The following is an 18,797-nucleotide window of genomic DNA, read 5'->3' as shown; positions in this document are numbered from 1 at the left end:
TGCAGAGCGCAGCGAAGCATCTCGCGTGCCGCCACTAATCTTTACCGATTGGAATGCTACCACACGCGAGATGCTTCGCTGTGCTCTGCATGACGTTCAACAGCCTAAATGCAAATCCGGTTGCACCCAACAGCCTACAAATCCCCGCGCAACCTGCCTTCCAGCACCACCACGCCGGTGCCGCCAATCTGCACCGATTCGATGGCCTCGCGCGGGCCGTGGACCCGCACCTGCACGGCCCCGGCGCGGCCCATGTCGTGGCCCTGCTCAGCCACGAATTCCGGCGTATCGAGGTAGCCGTGGTGCCACAGATACGCCGCCATGCCGCCCGTGGCCGAACCCGTCACGGGGTCTTCCGACACATCGGGCGGCGTGCCGAAGTGCCGGGCGAAGGTGTGGCCGGCGGGCGTGGCACCGCCCAGGCAAAACAGGTGCGGACTGAAAAAGTCGCTGCCGGCGCGGTAGCGGCCCAGGGCGGCGGCATCGGCCACGTGGGCGCGGCGCAGGGCGGCGTGGTCGCGCAGCAGTATCATGAGCTGCGGGGTGCCGGTGCTCACCGTCTGGACAGGGGCGCCGGGCAGCAGGTCGTCGAGCGTGAGGCCGAAGAGCGGCAGCACGGCTTCTGGGGCGTGCGTGGCGCCGAACACGGGCGGACGCTGCGTCATCCAAACCATGGCCGGGACACCGGCCGCGCCCGGCAGCACATCCACGCGGATGGGGCCGTGCAGTAGGTGCAGCGTGATGGTGAGGGCCGCCCCAGAAACCGGCAACGCCACCCGGCCCGCGTGAAGCAGCGCCGTGATGGTGGCAATGGTGGGGTGGCCGGCCAGCGGAATCTCCTCAGCCGGGGTGAAAAACCGCACCGTAAATTCCGTGCTGCCGGGCGCGGCCCGGTTCACAAAAGCCGTTTCCGACTGGTTGAACTCGCGGGCCAGGCGCTGGCGTAGCGCGGGGTCGAAGTCGTCGGCATCGAGCACCACAGCGCATGGGTTGCCGCGTAGCGGCTCGGTAGTGAAAGCATCGACCAGCAAAAAAGGCAACTGGGACATGAGAATTGGGAACAGTGGGGCAGATAATCAGCCACGAAGGAACAACCGCTCGTCCCAATCGAACCCGGTATGCACAAAAAAGCCGGCCCGCTAAATGGCGGGCCGGCTTTTCAATATTGACTCATCACAGTTTACATGTTGTCGTGCATCTTGGCAACGCGCTGGCCGGCTTTGTCATATACATCGCCGCGGGCGGTGATGAACAGGCGGCGCTGCTGGGTGTCGGTCAGCACGTAGGGGAATGTTTCGCTGGTGGTACGGCTGACGCGGCCCACTACTTCGGCGTTGTCTTCGTCGTCCACGCGCACCACTTTCAGGCCATTGGTGAGGTAATAGCGGCGGCTGGGGTCGTTGCGGAACGTGAGCTGAGCCACGAGGCGCACGGCATCGCCGCTGGTTTGATTGACGGCCACCATCTCGCGCGAGTCCGAGTCGTCATTATCCGTCTGCACGGTGGGGAACAGGCGCACCGAATTGCTGTCGTAGCTGGGGCGGGCCGCTGCCTGAGGCCGGCTGGCTGCCACCACGGCCGGCGCGGCCGAGGGCGCGGTGGTGCGGGCACTGGCCACAATCTGGCCCTGGGCCCGCTGCCAGCCTTGGCCGATGGCCACGAGGCGGGGCGCCCGGCCGGGGTGCGTGGCCGAGCCGCCATCGTCGGGCACGGTGGCCATGGCGGCCTGCGCCTGGGCCAGGCTAGCGCCCAGCTTGCGCAGCACAAAGCCCGAAAACTCGTCGGCCTCCAGTTCATCGGCCGGCTGCGAGCCGCCGCCGCGCAGGGTGTGGCCGTTGAGGTGGTGGCCCATTTCGTGGGCCAGGATGCTGATGCCGGCCCAGTCGGTGTGGCCGGCGCGGTTGATTTCGTTCAAGAAATCGGGGTTGTAGAGCAGGTAGCGCTTGCCGTCGTACACCACGGCGGCGGCGTTGTCGACCTCGCGCGTGGAGCGCAGCTCGAAGCGGGCTTTGAGGCCTACGGCGTCCGTGATTTCGCGGATGACGTCGGTGGGTGCCGGGGCGGTTTGGGCCTGCGCGGCCGGCGCCGCCAGCGCCAAGGGGAGCGCCAGCAGCGAAGCGGCCAGGCGGCTGAAAAGACGAGGGAAGAAAGTCATAGCAGGCAATCGAGAAAGTGAATGACTAGTGGCTAAACCTAAGGCAAGTGTGATGCCAGAAATATGACACTGCAACTTCGAACAGCAGCCAACAGAGGCCCGCGCGCCTTGTTTTTATTACAACGGGCAGGCCCGGCTTTTCATTGCAGAACGCCCGGCCGAACGCCGCTGCGCACCGCTCGTTGGGGCGTGCTGGAATAACGATATTGCGGCCGTGGCAGTTCAATTAATAAGAGTCGCGCGGTGGGCTATACGGTTGCGTCGGGGCGGTGCTGCTGCGGAGCATAGCCGTAGCTTTGCCGGCCCCGCCGCATGGCCGGGGCGCCCACCCCATTTTCGCCCTATGAATCAGGCCCACCTTCACCTTCTCGTCAACCACCTCCCGATAGTGGGCAGCCTGTTTGCCGCCGTGCTGCTGGGCGCCGGGCTGCTGCAGCGCGACGCTTCCCTGACGCGGGCGGGGCTGGTGGCGGTGCTGGCGGCCGGCCTTTTGTGCCTGCCCGCGCAATTCACGGGCGCAGGCGCGGCGGCCATTGTGCAGGACCTGCCCCGCGTGAGCCGGGCGCTCATCCAGACGCACGCGGCGGCGGCCGAGCTCGGCTTTTGGGTGCTGGAAGGCGCGGCTTCGCTAGCGCTGTTCGGGTTGCTGCTATTCAAAAATGCGTCGCCCAAAGCGCGCCTGCTGGCCTGGGCCGCGCTGGCGGCGGCCGTGCTCAGCTTCGGGCTGCTGGCGCGGGCCGGCAGTTTGGGCGGGCTGATTCGGCACACCGAAATCCGGGAAGGCTTTGGCACGCCCGACGAATTGTAACCCTCCCCTGCCCGCGCCGTACCGGGCGCATGCCATTTCCCTTCTTCGGCGACGATAAATCGACCGTGGCCCGCCTGCTGGCCACCCTGCCCCAAACCGGCCGCCTGGAGTGGATTGGCCAGCGCCCGGTGCGCCGCGAGCCGCTGGTAGCAGTACCGGAAGCGGTGCTGAAAACCGACTCGCACCTGCTCGGCGACCACGCCCGGCCCAAGACCGGCGGCAAGCGGCAGGTCACCCTCATTCAGCACGAACACCTGGCGGCCGTGGCCGGCTACCTGGGCCTGCCCGACCCCGTGGACCCGGCCCGCCTGCGCCGCAACCTGGTGGTGAGCGGCCTGAACCTGCTAGCCCTGAAAAACCGACGTATTCAAATTGGCGACGAGGTCATTCTCGACATTACCGGCGAGTGCCACCCCTGCTCGCGCATGGAAGAAGAGCTGGGGCCCGGCGGCTACAACGCCATGCGCGGCCACGGCGGCCTCACGGCGCACATTGCCCAAGGCGGCACCATTCGGGTGGGCGATGTGGTGCGGGTGGTGGAATGATTCGCCCAGGCTTTGGGAGCACCCTAAAGTGGTAACACTGGCTTCTGTTGGCTGCCTTCACGGGACGTTTAATTCATCTGGATTAGCCCGTCAGGACAGCCTAATTCGGATAAATTTCCGTATTCGGCTAAGTTAGTCGTTCTCTTGGGAAAGCCGTCTGCGCTCCGTCCTGTTTTCATTTGATTTAATCCTTAATCATCTATGTACGCACGCCTACATTCTCGCTGGCCGGCTGGCCGGGACTGGGCCCGGCTTCTAGTTACCGTGCTGTTGGTCGCCCTGTTTTTTGTGCCGGGGCGAGCCCAGGTAGTGGTTTACGGTTTGGGTACCCTCACGCGCACGCTGCAGCCCGGCGACCCCTTGTATGCCCCCGGCGCGCCGGCCGGCTCGCAGGGGCTGGCGGGCTTCGATGTGGCTTCGGGCCGGCCCCGTTTCCAGGTCATTCTGGTGTCGGGCCTCACGGGCAGCCAGCGGCTGGTGGCCATCGACTACCGCGCCAGCACCGGCCAGCTATACGCCCTGGGCTACGACACCGGCGCCAGCACCGCCAATGCCCAGCTTTATACCCTGAACGTGGCCACGGGCGCGGCCACCCCCGTGAGCGCGGCGCCCATCACGCTGGCCCTGGGCGGGGCCACCGAACGCATTGGGTTCGATTTTAACCCCGTGGCCGACCTGGCCCGGGTGGTGAGCACCAACGACCAGAACTACCGCCTCAGCCCCAGCACCGGCCTGGTGGTGGGCACCGATGGCCCCCTGGCGTATGGCGCATCGGACCCCAACGCGGCCCTCAATCCGCGCGTGGGCGGCATTGCCTATTCCAACGCCTACCCGGGCAGCACCAGCAGCACGCTCTACGACATCGACGTGCGGCCCGACCCGAGTGCCCCCTTCGGCATTCTCTCGGCGCAAATTCCGCCGAACTCGGGCACCCTCAACACGCTGGGGCAGGTGAGATTGGAAAGCTACGGCATCTTGCCCGATGCGCTTATCAACCCCGACATTTTCTATAACGGCACCACCAATGTGGGCCTGCTGCTGGAGCTCACGCCGCCCGGCACCGACCCCAGCCGCCCGAGCTATGGCTATTCGAGCAGCAACCTCTACGACCTGAACCTGACCAGCAACCCGGGCGATGCGACCAACAAGCGGAACTTGGTGCCGGCGCTGTACGCCTTTCCCTTCAATGTCCTGGATATTGCCATAGCCCCCACGCCCACCATCAGCAGCCTGGCTCCCAATTACGCCCAGGTGGGCACCAACGGCCTGACGCTGACTGTAAATGGCGCGGGCTTCGCGCCCGGCTCTCAGGTGCAGTACAATGGCAACGTGCGCAACACCACCTACGTCTCGGCCTCGCAGCTAACGGCCACGCTGACCGCGGCCGACCTGGCCATAATCGGCACCTACCCCGTCACGGTCACCAACCCCGACAGCCCGAATACGCAGGGCACGCCCTCGGCGCCGGCTGTTTTCACGGTGGGCTCGGTGCCCCCGGCCTGCGGTACCCCCGCCAGCCTGATGGCAAGCAACGTGACCAGCACCTCGGCCACCGTCCGCTTCACGGGTACCAACACGGCCAGTAGCTACACGCTGACCACCGTACCGGCCACGAGCACCCAGACCCTGGCGGGCACGGCCACCACGGCCAGTTTGAGCGGCCTGCTGCCGGGCACGAGCTACACGGTGAGCATCGTGAGCAACTGCAGCACCGGTGCTACGTCCGGCGCGGGCACCCTCACCTTCAGCACTACCGCGGCCAACCCGCTGCCGGTGCTGCGGCAGGGCAGCACCGTTATTCCCAACGGGGGCACCTTCGCCGGCTTTGCCGCCACGGGCCAGGGGGCTACGTCGGCGCCGGTCACTTTCAGCATCAGCAATACCAGCGCCACCGAGTTTCTGACGCTGGGGGCCTTCACGTTTAGCGGGCCGTTTGCGCTGAGCAGTGTGGCGCCCGTGAGCGTGGTGCCGGGCGGCACAGCCAATTTCGGCGTCACCTTCACGCCGTCGGCTACGGGCGCCAACACGGGCTCGCTCCGCATTGCCAACAACAGCCAGGCCGATAACCCCTACGTGCTCAACCTGAGCGGCCAGGGCGTGCTGGCCACGGCCCCGGCCGCCCTGGCGCGGCTGGCCACCGTGTACCCCAACCCCGCCCACGGCGTGGCCACGCTGCTGCTGCCCAAGGCGCTCCGCGGCACGCTGGCTACTCCGGTGGCTGTAATCGACAACCTGGGCCGCACGGTGCTCACCCGCACGCTGGCGGCCGGCGCCGCCGAAACGTTGGAGCTGCCACTGGCGGGGCTTGCACCAGGCATTTATGCGGTAGTGGCCCACACGGCTGTGGGCTTGGTGGCTCGGCGCTTGGTGGTCCAGTAAGCCCCCCGGTGCTTCGGAAACAAACCAACTTCGGAACTTATTTTTACTCAGGTCCGCTAGCCCGTAGGCTACGAAAGGTTTACCACAAGAAAGCAGCTTACCAAAACGATTTCATCCATTAACTCCCACCTTTTCTTATGAACACAAACCTACTGCAGCTGCCGGCGTGGCGCCGGCTTCTGTTACTTGTTGCTAGTGTCCTGCTGCTGAGCAGCTCGGCCACCCAGGCGCAGAACCTTATCTACGGCTTGGGCACCCTCACCCAGGCGCTGGGATTTCCAAACGTTTTTGGCTATCCGGCTACTCCGGCGGGGGCTCAGGGCATTTCGCCGCTTAGCCCCACCGCCGGCCTCCTTAGCCTGCCGGTGCTGGTGAAGGATGCCAGTGGCAATGCCCTCATATTGAGCGGACGGACGCTGGTGGGCATGGACTACCGGCCGAAAACGGGCGTACTCTATGCGCTGAGCTACATCCCGGCTTCGGGCTTGGCCCAGCTCTACACCCTTGACCCCACCACGGGGACAGCGACGCCCGTGGTGGGCTCCAGCGCGTTTACGCTGGCATTGGGGTCGTCGGTCACGCGGATTGGCTTCGACTTCAACCCCGTTGATGACAACATCCGGGTGGTGGCTACCAACGGGAACAACTACCGCCTCGACCCCAATACGGGCGCCCTCCTCAGCACCGACAGCCAACTGGCTTATGCTTCCGGCGACCCCAACAGTGCCCTGACGCCGGGCGTTGGCACGGCGGCTTACACCAACTCCTACTTGGGGGCGACCAGCACGGCCCTGTACGACATTGACGAGCTGAATGGGGCTATTCTGGTGACGCAGCAAACGCAGCCCCCCACTTCGGGCGCGTTGCAGACCGTGGCGGCCATTAACAACCCGGCGAGCTTTGTCAACTTTGGCCTTTCGCTTGGGCTTGACATTGACGTTTATTACGACGCGGCCACCAGCACGAACAAGGCTTATCTGATTGAAGCCGCTTTTCCGAATTCAAGCGGAACGGGCGCCGGCTACTCCAACAGCAACCTGTACAGTATCAACTTGGCGAATGCGCAGACATCGGGCAAACAACAGGTTGGGGCTGCCAACCCGGCAACGCCTTTCAACTTCTACGACATTGCCGTTCCAATTACGCCGCCCACCTGTACCGCGCCCACCAACTTGGCGGTCAGCAGCATTACGGATAATTCGGCAACCGTCACCTTCACCGGCAGCCTGACGGCCCTCAACTACACCGTGACCACGAGCCCGGCCACCACCCAGGCCCCGCTGGCGGCCGGCGCTACCTCGGCCAGCCTCACTGGCCTGGCACCGAGCACGGCCTATACCGTCACCATCACCAGCAACTGCGCCAACGGTACCAGCCCAGCCTCGGTGACCTTTACCACCACCGCCGCGCCGAACCCCACGCCGGCCATCACCAGCCTTTCGCCCAGCTCGGCCACGGCGGGCGGGGCTGCCTTCACGCTCACGGTAAACGGCACGGGTTTCGTGACCGGTTCGACGGTGACCTTCAACGGCACCACGCTGACGACTACTTACGTGTCGGCCTCGCAGCTGACGGCCGCGGTGCCGGCCAGCGCCATTGCCTCGGCGGGCACTTATAATGTGACGGTGACCAGCCCCACCCCGGGTGGCGGCACTTCCAATGCCGTAACCTTCACCGTCAACAACCCCGCGCCGGTGATTGCCAACCTTTCGCCGGCCTCGGTGACGGCGGGCGCCGCCGCCCAAACCCTGACGGTGAACGGCACGGGCTTTGTCAGCAGCTCGACGGTGAGCTTCAATGGCTCGACGCGCAGCACCGCGTTTGTCTCGGGCACGCAGCTCACCATTCAGCTCACGGCGGCCGACCAGGCCACGCCCGGCTCCTACCCGGTGACGGTGACCACGCCCGCCCCGGGCGGCGGCACCTCGAATACGGCCACGTTTACCGTGAACCCGGCGCCCTGCAACGCGCCTTCGGGCCTGGCTTCGAGCAACGTGACCAGCAACTCGGCTACGGTAACATTCACGGGCAGCGGCACGGCCACGGGCTACACCGTGACGACTTCGCCGGCGACGACGCCCCAAACGCTGCCAGCCGCAGCTACCTCGGTGAGCTTCAGCGGGCTGACGCCCAGCACGGCCTACACGGTGAGCATCGTGAGCAACTGCGCGGCCGGCGCTACCTCCAGCCCCGCCACCGTGAGTTTTACCACCACGGCTGCGCCGCTGACGGACTTGAATGTGAACTCGGCGCAAAACGTGCAGGGCAGCTACAACAACGTGACCGTGACGAGCACCGGCATTGCTACCTTGACCGGCCCCCTGACCGTGGCCGGCACCTTGACGGTGCAATCCGGCGGCGGCTTCGTGCAGAACTGCCAACCGGTGACGGGCGCCGGCAGCTTCGTGCTGCAAGCCAATGCTAATCTTGTGATTTGCGACCCGGCCGGCATCACCGCCTCTGGTGCGACGGGCGCCATTCAGCTGAGCGGCAGCCGCTCTTTCAGCCCTGACGCCAGCTATGCTTATAACAACCCCAACACGGCCCAGGTAACCGGCGCGGGCCTGCCGAGCCGCGTGCTCAATCTTGTGGTGGCCAACCCGGCCGGCCTCAGCCTGAGCCAGGCTGTGAGCGTGACGCAGGTGCTGCGCCTGCAAACCGGCAACCTGAACACCAACAGCCAGGCACTGACGCTGCTGTCGTCGGCTGCCGGCACGGCCATCGTGGACAACACGGGCGGCGTGGTAACGGGCCTGGCCACGGTGCAGCGCTACATCACGCCCACTAACCCGGGCCCGGGCTACCGCCACTACAGCTCGCCGGTGACCCGCAATACAGCCATTGCCACCAGCAACACGGTGGCCGACCTAGCCACGGCCACTTTCACCCCGGTGGTGAACGGCGCTTACAACTCGGCCGCCACGCCGCGTCTGGTGCAGCCCTACCCCACTGTATTCTACTACGACCAGGCGCGGTTGGCCACTAGCAACTCGTCTTATGCGGTGGGCGACTTCGACAACGGTTTCCTTTCACCCGGCGCCCTGACCGATGTACTGGTGGCTGGACGCGGCTATACCGTCAACCTCAGCGGCTCGAATCTGGTTGATTTTCAAGGCACGCTCAACACTGGCCCTTACTCGACTGGCCCGCTGGCGCGGGGTGCCCAAACCACGGCCGGCTACCACCTGTTGGGCAACCCCTACCCTTCTGCCATCAACTACGATATGGTGCGTGCCAACTCGACGGGCCTGGAAAGTGCCTTGTACGTGTTCAAGAGCAGCGGCCAATACACGGGCACCTACACCAGCTACGTGAATGGCCAAAGCACCAACACCGGCACCAGCACGCTGCCGGTGGGCCAAGGCTTCTTCGTGCGGGTGGCGTCTGGCCAGACCGGCAGCGTTAGCTTCACCAACAGCAGCCGCCTCACCACGTTCGACACCACACCCTTCCAGCGCACCACGGCCGATACCCGGCCGCGCCTCACTCTGTCGCTGGGCACGAGCAGCCTGCGCAACCAGACCGTGATGTACTTCGAAGCCGGCGCCAGCGCCGCCTTCGATGCCGCCTTCGATGCCCACTACCTGCCGGCCACCAACGGCCTGACACTGGCCACCGAGGCCCCGGCCGGGCAGTTGCTTTCCATCAGCGGCCAGCCGGCCCTGACGGGTGCCGACGTGGTGCTGCCCCTGCAGTTGGCTGCGCAAACGGCCGGCACCTACACGCTGGCCGTGGATGACCTCGACAACCTGCCCGCCGGCTACCACGCCTACCTGCGCGATGCCCTCACCGGCACCTACACTGACCTGGGCACCACGCCCACGGTGAGCCTGACCCTAGCACCCAACGCCCCGGCCGGAGGTCGCTACGCCGTGGTGTTCAGCACCCAGGCCCGCGTGCTGGCCACGGCCTCGGCCGCCCTGGCCAAGCTGGCTACCGTGTATCCCAACCCGGCCCACGGCTCGGCCACACTGCTACTGCCGGTGGCTTTGCGCGGCCAGCAGGCCACGACGGTGTCGGTGGTTGATAACCTGGGCCGCACGGTGCTCACCCGCACGCTGGCCGCTGGCGCTACCGAAACGCTGGAGCTGCCCCTTGGCGGCCTGGCCACGGGCGTGTACTCGGTGCAGGCCCGCACGGCCTCCGGCCTTGTAGTGAAGCGCCTCGTAGTGGAGTAAGCTGCCAGGCTGAATAGCCGGATAAAAAAAAGCCCCGTCTGGAATCAGGCGGGGCTTTTTGCTTATCAATAAAACTATCAAACTCATTCGGCAATAGTCGATTTATATGCTGGAAATCAATAAGAAATAAAAAACCTCCCGCCAAGGGCGGAAGGCTTTCCTAGCTATGAAAACAACTGTCTCCTGTAGAAGACATATGGATATGTACGCCAGATGACCCATAATCGGTTTGCCGGTTTGCATTTCGGGCACCATTCATTCGCACTATTCTGGGAGTGAATGAACCCCGTATGTTCTTCAAATAGCGCCGATGGACCCTCAACCGGAGCACTGCATTGGCGGTTGTGTTAATAACCGGGCCAGACATTGCAGCAGATGCTTCGGACGTGGTAGACAATTGGCTGATTTTAATTGAACTCCTGCATCATTTCGGCTAACACAAAGGGCATTTCGGCTAAAGCGGCCCATTGGGCAACGGCGACCTTTGTCTTATTAACCAACCGAAAATAAACAGCTTATGAAAGCGGTCAGAATTCATGCATTTGGCGGGCCGGAAGTCCTGCAACTGGAAGACGTGGCGCGCCCGGTGCCGGCGGCCGACGAAATCCTCGTCAAGGTGTACGCCAGCGGCGTAAACCCGGTGGACTGGGTGGTGCGGGAAGGTGGCAACGAAGCGTTGCGCGCCTACCTCACCTTGCCGATGACCCCGGGCTGGGATGCGGCCGGTGTGGTGGCCGAAGTGGGCAGCTCGGTAACCGGCTTCCGGGTAGGTGATGCCGTGTATGGCGAGCCCAACTTCCCCGGCGACGGCAGCTACGCGGAGTATTGCGCGGCCAAAGCCAGCCAGTTTGCCCTGAAGCCGCAGAGCCTGAGCTTCACCGAGGCGGCCGGCGTGCCGCTGGCGGGCCTCACGGCCTGGACTGGCCTGTTCGAGCATGGCAAATTGCGGGCCGGTCAGCGCGTGCTCATTCAGGGAGCGTCGGGCGGCGTGGGGGGCTTTGCCGTGCAGTTTGCCAAAGCCCGAGGCGCGTATGTCATCGGTACCGCATCGGCCGGCAACCTGGACTATGTGCGACAGTTGGGGGCCGATGAGGCGCTGGACTACCGCGCCCAGCCGGTGGAGGAGCTGGTGCACGACATGGACGTGGTGCTCGAAGCCTCGCCGCTGCGCGACAACGCGGCCCGCGTGAAAGCCGTGCAGGTGCTGAAGCCCGGCGGCATCTTCGTCAGCGTTAATGTTGACTTTCCCTTTGACGAAGCGATGCAGGCGGCGCTGGACCGGCAGCAAGCCACGGGCGAGCTGTCGAACAACCAGCCTCGGCAGGAGTGGCTGCAGGAAATGGCCCGGCTCATCGACGCGGGCCAGGTGAAGGTGAACATCAGCAAAGTGTATCCGCTGGCGGAGGTGGCCGATGCCCACCGCGAAAGCCAGACTTGGCACGTACAAGGCAAGCTGGTGCTTCAAATTTGCCCCAACGACGAGCCGGCATGAGGCGCTTCACCACGATAAGCGAGTTTCACGCGTTTGCGCAACTGCCCAAGCCCCAGCATCCGCTCCTGAGCGTGGTGGACGTGGGCACCGTGCCGCACCGCTACGGCGAGGAGCCGACGAGCATGGTCTTCGACTTTTACTCCATTTCGGTCAAGCGCATGCACAATGTGAGCATGAAATACGGGCAGCATTCGTTTGATTTCAACGAAGGCATTATGTCTTTCATGGCCCCAAATCAGGTGTTCAGCATGGCGGTGGCCGACGCGAATGAGGAAGTAGAAAAATCGGGGTGGGTGGTGTACATCCACCCCGACTTTCTGTGGAATACACCGCTGGCCCGGACCATCAAGCAGTACGATTTCTGGGATTACTCGCTCAAGGAGGGCCTGTTTCTGTCGGCAAAGGAGGAAGAGGCCATTCTGAACCTCGTCTTCGCCATCCAGCAGGAATATGCGTCGCCCATCGACCGGTTCAGCAAGCAGATTATCGTATCGCAGCTGGAAAGCCTGCTGCACTACGCCGACCGATTTTATAACCGCCAGTTCCTCACCCGCGAAAAGGCCAACCACGAGGTGCTCGAACGCCTGGAAACCCTGCTGCAGGATTATTTCAACAGCGACAACCTGTTGGAACGCGGCCTGCCCAGCGTGCACTATGTGGCCGATGCCCTCCAGCTGTCGCCCAAGTACCTGAGCAACCTGTTGCGCGTCGTGACCGGGCAAAGTACCCAGCAGCACATCCACGCTTGGCTCATTGCCAAAGCCAAAGAAAAATTATCAACCACGACTCTGACCGTCAGCGAAATTGCTTACGAACTGGGGTTCGAGCATTTGCCTTCGTTCAGCAAGCTATTTAAGGCCAAAACCAACCTGTCGCCGCTGGAATTCCGGGCTTCTTTCAATTGACAAGCGCTTAAAACCTCATGCCCGGCCCCCTCTTTTTGGGAGAGGAAGCCGGGCATGAGGTTTTAGGCGCCGTCCATCCGCACGATTTTCGGAGTGAAAGAGCCCAGCACATCCACCAGCTCGCGCTGGCTGGCCATCACAGCGCGGATGTCCTTGTAGGCCTGGGGCGCTTCGTCGAGCCCGCCGCCGATGAGTTCGATGCCGTGGTCGGCGAGGTACTTGCGCACCTGGCCTTCGCCCAGCTCGGCCTTGGCACGGGTGCGCGACATGAGCCGCCCGGCCCCGTGCGAAGCCGAAGCCAGCGACTCGGCCACGCCCCGACCGCGCACGATGAAGCCGGGGGCCGTCATCGACCCGGGAATGATGCCGAGCACGCCCGCGCCGGCCGGGGTGGCCCCCTTACGGTGCGTGATGACCTCACGGCCATCGGCCAGGCGCTCTTTCCAGGCGAAGTTGTGGTGGTTTTCCACTTTCGCCAGGGGCTTTTCGCCGAGGGCTTTGGCCAGGCGGCGGTGAATCTGCTCGTGGCAGGCCGAGGCGTAGTCGCCGGCCAGCGTCATGGCGGCCCAGTATTCCTGGCCGGCCTCGGTGTCGAGGCCGAGCCAGGCGAGGTGCTGGGCTTCGCCGGGCAGCTGGCACACGTCCTTGGCCAGCTTGGTGTAGCGCTCGGCAATGCCCGCGCCCAGGCCCCGCGAGCCGGAGTGCGAGAGCACGCCTAGGTACTGGCCTACGGGCACACCCAACTCGTTTTCCACGTCGGTGATTTCGACAATACCGAGCTCCACGAAGTGGTTGCCGGAGCCGGAAGTCCCGACCTGCTCAGCGGCTTTGTCGAGCTTGTTTTTCAGAAAGGGAATTTCCTGGAACTCGGCCCGGTCGAGCACGGCATGGTCGAGGCGCTGGCCCCGCTCCCAGCCCCGGCCGCTGCCGAAACGGGTGTTTTCGAGCAGCAGGCTGCGTAGCTCTTGGGTGCGCTGGGTGAGGTATTTGGGCGGCAAATCGAACACCGACAAGGCCATGCGGCAGCCGATGTCGACGCCCACGGCGTAGGGAATCACCGCGTTGTCGGTGGCCAGCACGCCGCCGATGGGCAGGCCATAGCCGTGGTGGGCATCGGGCATGAGCGCGCCGGCCACGGTCACGGGTAGCTTCATCGCAATTTCCATTTGATGAACGGCGCCGGGCTCGATGTGCTCGGCCCCGAACACGGCGTAGTCCTTGCGCTCCACCAGGCTGATGTGGCGGTTGGGCGGGAGCAATAAGGCCGCAGCCGTGTGGCTCCAGTCGAGGTGGGTGAGGTAGTCGTGGGGGTTGGCAATGAGTTGACCTAGCAAAGCCAGCTGGTCGGTTTGGGAGAGTTTCTTGAGGTGCTTGCGCTGCAATTGAGCCAGCGCGAGCCCGATGGCGCGGCCCTCCGGGAAACCAAGGTTTCGGAGGTCGTTGCCGCGTAATGAATTGGCCATGAGAATGGTTTTTGCACGAGGTAGCGGCGCTTGTTTGGGCCGCCGTCGTTGATGATGAAAAATAAATAAAACGAGCCGGGCAACAGGCGCAACGCCCACATATGTGCTCTAACCAGCTGAGCTACCGTGGGCCGGAGCCCACGAGCCGGAATCGAACCGGCGACCCCATCGTCCCTAACGAAGTAAGGCGGTGCTACGGCACCGGCCCGTTTTATTCAGAAAAAACCGGAGCAACAGGCGGCTTGCGTATTGGCTCCCGAAGGAACCGACGTGACAGGTCGAAGTAGCGCGAGACTACGGCATCCGGCAACTTAAAACTTGATTGAAAAGGGTCAAAAACGCGCAGCCGCTTGAGTTTAAGAGAACGAAGTAAGGCTGCGCTACGCCACCTTTTCAACCCAAAACCTGCCCGGGGCAACAAGCGCCCGGCCTGCTAGTCCTGCTCTACCACTGAGCTACGGAAACGGCCTCGCGGCTATTTCCGGCGGGATTCGAACCCGCGACCTGGGCGTTAAAAGCGCGAAGTATGGCCGGGCTACGACACCCGGACAGGGTTTGAAATCAATGCATTGGGGCAAAAAGCGGCGGGTGTCTATTAATTAGCGCGTCTACCAATTTCGCCACTCGCAGTTTTGACGCTGCGAGACGGGACTCGAACCCGCAATTCTTTACAGAACTAAGTCCCGAAGTATCACTCGCCTACGGCACCCAATGCAAGGGTTTGTTTCCGGTTGGGGCAACAGTCGCCGGGCCAGTTGGGGCGGCCCTACCAATGCGCGTTCGCACCGCCTCGCGGCGGCACTTCGGGAGTCGAACCCGCGACCATCCCCTCATTTGGAGCGAAGAAAGGCCCGGCTACGGCACCCATCCGGAAACGTATTTTTTAACTTAAATCCCGAAAAATTCAGGGCAACAAGCGGCCGGCGTGTCAACCGCAGCCGGGGCTACGGAGGGGGATTCGAACCCAATCTCTCTGATGAACAGTCAGATTTCAACCAACGAAGTAACGCCCGCCTACGGCACCTGAACCATGCGGAGGCTGCCGGGGTGGAACGGGTCACCGAGGTGGCCCCGTCCCGGTCGTCGACTGCCCCAGGTGGGCAGCCGTCTTCCTCATTTCGGCAATTTTTAAACGTGAGTCATGCTGTTTTTATTTTGAAATATTTACCAAAAGCAAGGGGAATGAGCGACGGGCCACTATGATGAGGGGATTCGAACCCCTGCCGCCGAAACGGCCTTCCATGCACCTCGCGAAGTAGGCCACGCCTACGCCACCTTGCACCGCAGCGGCCGGGGGTTCCGCTTTATTGCCCGGCCGGTTTTTCCTACTGTTAGAGACGCAACATTTTGCGTCTCGTCTTTGCTGATGTTGTTATGCCTGTGCAATTTTGAATTGCAAACGGCGCGATTCCGGCCGTTCAACGACGAGACGCAAAATGTTGCGTCTCTACTTCACACGCCAACTAATTACAGCTCGATTTTTTCGATTTCTGTCAGCGCTGAGCCACCGTTATCCAGCGCGCTCAGCACGTCGAACACCTTATCGGACCAGCCGGCGATGAGGGCCACGCCCGTTTCGGGGCGCACCTCCAGCGGGGCGGTGCCGTGCCCGGCCAGGTCGAAGAGGTAGAGGCGGGCGTTGGGCGCTACGGTGCGGCGGTAGTCGGCCCAGATTTGGCTGAATACCCCGCCGCCGTTGGTGCTATTCCAGAGCTGGCAGTCGGTGAATAGCAGAACCTTGTCCACCACTTCGCTGCGCAGCAACAGCTCCTGCACCACCAGGTGGCCGTTGGTGGAGTAACCCACCTCGCCTTCGCGCTGGTAGAGCTCGTCCACGTTGCGCAGCACCGGGCCACGAGGCAGGCTGATGCGCTTCCAGATGTTGCCGAACAGGCCGGTAATCACGTTCTGGCAGCGGCTCTGGAGCAACATGCTCAGCACCAGGCCCACGTCGTAGAGCAGCACTTTGCTGCGCGCCGAAATGGGTTGCTGCATCGAGCCCGACACGTCGCAGGCCAGCACCACGCGGGTGTCGTGCCCGAAACCGCGCAGGTTCACGGCGCTGTGGGCAATGGCCGTTTCCAGGGCCGCCAGCACGCCCGCCACGTGGCCGCTCTGCAGGGTTTTCACCTCGCGGTAGGCGGCCAGGAAGCGGAACGGCAGCTGCTTGCTGCGCGCCACCGCAAACCGGTCGGCCAGCGTGTCGCACACCTTTTCCATCACCGGGGCCGAAACGTTGGCCTCAAGGATGTTGCGCAGGTTGCGAAGCAGGGCCATGTAGCCCAGCTTGCCGCTGCCGATGAGCGTTTCCCAGGTGGCGCGGACGGCCGTTTGCCGGTCCGCATCGGTGGCGTACGTCCCCTGCCCTACCGCCGACAGCTCGGTTTCCCAAGTGTAAGGCGTGGGCAATTCGCCGCGCACCAGCTGGTTGAACAGGGCTTGCTGGGCCTCATCCTTGGCGTGAGGATGCACTAGGAAGAGGGCATCGCGCAGGCGCACCGCACCGTCGCGGTCGTACTTGGCCAGCTGGTAGCCGTCGAAACGGTTGAAGCTGAGGGCCAAGCCTTTTTGCAGCTGCTTGGAGAGGCGGTTGAGGATTTTGGTCCCGCTCCGGCTGTTGGCCTGGGCGTAGAAGGCCAGCAATTCCGTGATTTCATCGGGGCGCTGCACCACGCGGGCCACCAGGCGGCTCACGAGGCTGTCGCCGCGGTGCAGGCGGGCCAGCTCCACGCACAGCACCAGCGGCACCGAGCGCAAATTCAAGCTTTCCCTGGCGTACACCGCCAACTGCGCCACAAACAGCGGTTCGTTCTTCGCCACCAACTCGCGCAAACGCTGCAAGCGCGTGTCGGCTTTTTCGTAGAACTGGTCGCTGAGCGCGGCGGTGGCCACGGCAGCATACAGCTCCACCTGGGGCATGAGCGTGAAGGCGGGTGCGCCTTCGTGGTTGACCGTGGGAGCGGTATTTCGAGAGAAGAAGTTGAAGCGCATAGTGGTAGGTTTGAGTTTTGAATGTTGAGGGTTGAGTGGGGCGGCGTGGGTGTAGCGCGGACTTTTAGTCCGCGAGTGAATTGTGCAAAGTAGAGTTGATAACTCGCGGACTAAAAGTCCGCGCTACCATCGTCCGGCTAGTCCCACCCAACCCCCACGTGCTTCGAGAGCACCAACCGGGCCTGGCTGAGCCACTGGATTATCCAGGCGTGTTCCTGCGTGGTCATCCAGCGGTTGTATTTGCCGCGCACCTGCACCACAGTGCGGTTGGCTGTCACTTCGATGGTCAGGCCACGGGTGCCGTCCACGGTCAGCGAAAAGATGCCGCAACGGCCCAGCCGACACGATTGCAGGTAAGTGGCCACGCAGTTGTGTTGCGCGATGCCTTCGTTCTGCAGCTGTTCGACGGTGGTGAGCTGCTTGATGCGGACTGGTCCAGCGAAGAAATTATCCACCGGTAAGCCCGCCCAGCTGCTGCTGCCGGCCAGATTGGCGCCGCCCGATTGGCGACGCGCCCGGGCCTGGCCGTGGTGCCATTGTTCGGTTTGGGCCAGCACGGAGGCCATGCTGCGGCCCTTGAGGGTGAAGCCCGGCTGGGCCGGTTCCGCCCCGATGCCCACGCTGCGCTTCTGATGAATCCAGTCGCAGACGGGACCAAAATGGCGCGGGTCGACCATGGGCGAGGCCACGAAAAAGTCCACCACGCTCAGCCAGAAGGCATCATCGACCAGCGGGGCGCGGCCCAGGCGCGACTCCATCACCACGCCCCACCACGCCAGCGCGTCGCGGGCGGCGAGCTGGGCGTAGCGCAGGGCTTCGCGGAAGGTGCAGCCGGCGGGCGCTTCCCGCATGCCGTGCTCCAGCCGTTTGCTGATAGGCACGGGCAGCCGGGGGAAGCTGCGTAGCGAAAGCCCTTGCCCGAGGTGCAGGGTCAAATCGGGCAGATTCACGCCGTCTTCCGCCAGTGTGGGCCGCGTCCAGGATTCAATCAGCCAGTCCGGCGCATTGCCGTAGCGGTCGAATAAATGCCGGACCAGGCTGGCCAACTGTCGGAACACGTTGTTGCTCTTCGGTTTCCAATCAGCTACTTCACGCACCCGCTTGGCGTATCGGCTGGTCAGAGCGGCGACATTTGGAGCCAACTCGGGGCGGTGCAGCAGGCCGGTGCGCTTAAGCGAGATGGCCTGCAATGCCCGATAAACGTTGCCCTGCTTCGTGAATGTGCGGCCCGCCATGCAAGCCGCAAATAGTTGAGCCAGGGCCGAATCGACGCCCAGTGCTTCATAAAGCGCATGGGGCGAGCCGAAGGAAAACAGGTATTCTACTTGCTTAGACTGGGGCCAATTGCGCCAGTCGACGTGCCGCGCGAGTGCGGCACCGGCCTCTTTCCAGCGGTAAGCTTCCACGGAGAGAGGTTTGTTACGGTTTGCCATAAAGCGGGGGCCTGCCCGCAGACAGCGCCTAGCTAGGTTTTCGATGAAGGGAAGTGGGCGCCCGCAATAGGTGGCCCGAATTCAGCCGTTTCTGATGTCGCGCAGGGCGCAACCAATGGGCCGCTGGCTGGCGCGGCCGGCCCGCAGCAAGCGGCCGATAAGCAGGAGGTGGAGCTAAGAAACGCACGGCTGAAAAGGGGAATTAGAAAGGTGAACGGTTGAAATTAATTAGCGAATCGGTGCGCAACAATTAATCGAATTAGCATTCGTTATTAATTCAATTTGAATTAGGCGCACCTTTCCTGTTCAAATAAAAATCGAGTTTTATTTGTGAGTTAACGACACGAAAAAGCCCGGCTTTTCGGGGCCGGGCTTTTCTAATTCGCGAAGTTTGCGCCGGTACTACCGACGTTTTCGACAAGAAAGAGAAGCACGACCGCACAGGTCC

11 protein-coding genes and 1 tRNA gene are annotated in these 18,797 nt (G+C 63.4%); 6 read left to right on the top strand and 6 right to left on the bottom strand.

The genetic code is table 11. From position 1 onward, the window contains the following. Positions 1-134: 134 nt before the first annotated feature. Entirely contained in the window at positions 135-1,049 is a 915-nt protein-coding gene (locus Q5H92_RS06645; RefSeq protein ID WP_305010717.1) for a PhzF family phenazine biosynthesis protein, read from the bottom strand. 131 nt (positions 1,050-1,180) lie between these two features. Then, positions 1,181-2,155, bottom strand: a complete 975-nt coding sequence (locus tag Q5H92_RS06640) for a M48 family metalloprotease (protein ID WP_305010716.1) — start codon at positions 2,153-2,155, stop codon at positions 1,181-1,183. Positions 2,156-2,498: 343 nt separating this feature from the next. Between Q5H92_RS06640 and Q5H92_RS06635 the strand changes: the two genes are divergently transcribed. The 6 genes from Q5H92_RS06635 (at position 2,499) to Q5H92_RS06610 (ending at position 12,462) form a co-directional block, all read left to right on the top strand. Further along, positions 2,499-2,963, top strand: coding sequence for a hypothetical protein (locus tag Q5H92_RS06635; protein WP_305010715.1), 465 nt, complete (start codon positions 2,499-2,501; stop codon positions 2,961-2,963). A 29-nt stretch (positions 2,964-2,992) separates the two neighbouring features. Then, positions 2,993-3,508, top strand: a complete 516-nt coding sequence (locus tag Q5H92_RS06630) for an MOSC domain-containing protein (RefSeq protein WP_305010714.1) — start codon at positions 2,993-2,995, stop codon at positions 3,506-3,508. Between the two features lie 264 nt (positions 3,509-3,772). Beyond that, a complete protein-coding gene (locus Q5H92_RS06625) occupies positions 3,773-5,887 on the top strand; it encodes a DUF4394 domain-containing protein (protein WP_305010713.1) in 2,115 nt (704 codons plus the stop codon). Positions 5,888-6,024: 137 nt separating this feature from the next. Beyond that, on the top strand, positions 6,025-10,065 hold the full coding sequence (locus tag Q5H92_RS06620) for a choice-of-anchor Z repeating domain-containing protein (RefSeq protein WP_305010712.1): 4,041 nt from the start codon (positions 6,025-6,027) through the stop codon (positions 10,063-10,065). Between the two features lie 517 nt (positions 10,066-10,582). Continuing rightward, positions 10,583-11,557, top strand: coding sequence for an NADP-dependent oxidoreductase (locus tag Q5H92_RS06615; RefSeq protein WP_305010711.1), 975 nt, complete (start codon positions 10,583-10,585; stop codon positions 11,555-11,557). Next, the gene (locus Q5H92_RS06610; protein WP_305010710.1) at positions 11,554-12,462 is read left to right on the top strand and encodes a helix-turn-helix domain-containing protein; all 909 of its coding nucleotides are present in this window, start codon (positions 11,554-11,556) and stop codon (positions 12,460-12,462) included. Before Q5H92_RS06615 ends, Q5H92_RS06610 begins: the two co-directional genes overlap by 4 nt. A 62-nt stretch (positions 12,463-12,524) precedes the next feature. Here Q5H92_RS06610 and Q5H92_RS06605 read toward each other — a convergent pair whose 3' ends face one another. From Q5H92_RS06605 to Q5H92_RS06590, 4 genes are all read right to left on the bottom strand, one after another. Next, the gene (locus Q5H92_RS06605) at positions 12,525-13,925 is read right to left on the bottom strand and encodes an RtcB family protein (RefSeq protein ID WP_305010709.1); all 1,401 of its coding nucleotides are present in this window, start codon (positions 13,923-13,925) and stop codon (positions 12,525-12,527) included. A 135-nt stretch (positions 13,926-14,060) separates the two neighbouring features. Continuing rightward, a tRNA-Pro gene (locus Q5H92_RS06600) sits at positions 14,061-14,131 on the bottom strand. Positions 14,132-15,392: 1,261 nt separating this feature from the next. Then, on the bottom strand, positions 15,393-16,916 hold the full coding sequence (locus tag Q5H92_RS06595; protein ID WP_305010708.1) for a TROVE domain-containing protein: 1,524 nt from the start codon (positions 16,914-16,916) through the stop codon (positions 15,393-15,395). A 137-nt stretch (positions 16,917-17,053) separates the two neighbouring features. After that, on the bottom strand, positions 17,054-18,322 hold the full coding sequence (locus tag Q5H92_RS06590; protein WP_305010707.1) for a PcfJ domain-containing protein: 1,269 nt from the start codon (positions 18,320-18,322) through the stop codon (positions 17,054-17,056). Between the last annotated feature and the right edge of the window lie 475 nt (positions 18,323-18,797).

This window comes from Hymenobacter mellowenesis (genome assembly GCF_030581005.1).
Classification (GTDB): Bacteria; Bacteroidota; Bacteroidia; order Cytophagales; family Hymenobacteraceae; genus Hymenobacter; species Hymenobacter mellowenesis.
The sequence above is the reverse complement of the archived record's forward strand: the minus strand, read 5'-3'. Positions and strand labels throughout refer to the sequence as shown.

Coding starts and splice junctions, on each gene's coding strand:
- Q5H92_RS06645 (WP_305010717.1), bottom strand. CDS start 1,049: ATGTCCCAGTTGCCTTTTTTGCTGGTCGATGCTTTCACTACCGAGCCG.
- Q5H92_RS06640 (WP_305010716.1), bottom strand. CDS start 2,155: ATGACTTTCTTCCCTCGTCTTTTCAGCCGCCTGGCCGCTTCGCTGCTG.
- Q5H92_RS06635 (WP_305010715.1), top strand. CDS start 2,499: ATGAATCAGGCCCACCTTCACCTTCTCGTCAACCACCTCCCGATAGTG.
- Q5H92_RS06630 (WP_305010714.1), top strand. CDS start 2,993: ATGCCATTTCCCTTCTTCGGCGACGATAAATCGACCGTGGCCCGCCTG.
- Q5H92_RS06620 (WP_305010712.1), top strand. CDS start 6,025: ATGAACACAAACCTACTGCAGCTGCCGGCGTGGCGCCGGCTTCTGTTA.
- Q5H92_RS06615 (WP_305010711.1), top strand. CDS start 10,583: ATGAAAGCGGTCAGAATTCATGCATTTGGCGGGCCGGAAGTCCTGCAA.
- Q5H92_RS06610 (WP_305010710.1), top strand. CDS start 11,554: ATGAGGCGCTTCACCACGATAAGCGAGTTTCACGCGTTTGCGCAACTG.
- Q5H92_RS06605 (WP_305010709.1), bottom strand. CDS start 13,925: ATGGCCAATTCATTACGCGGCAACGACCTCCGAAACCTTGGTTTCCCG.
- Q5H92_RS06595 (WP_305010708.1), bottom strand. CDS start 16,916: ATGCGCTTCAACTTCTTCTCTCGAAATACCGCTCCCACGGTCAACCAC.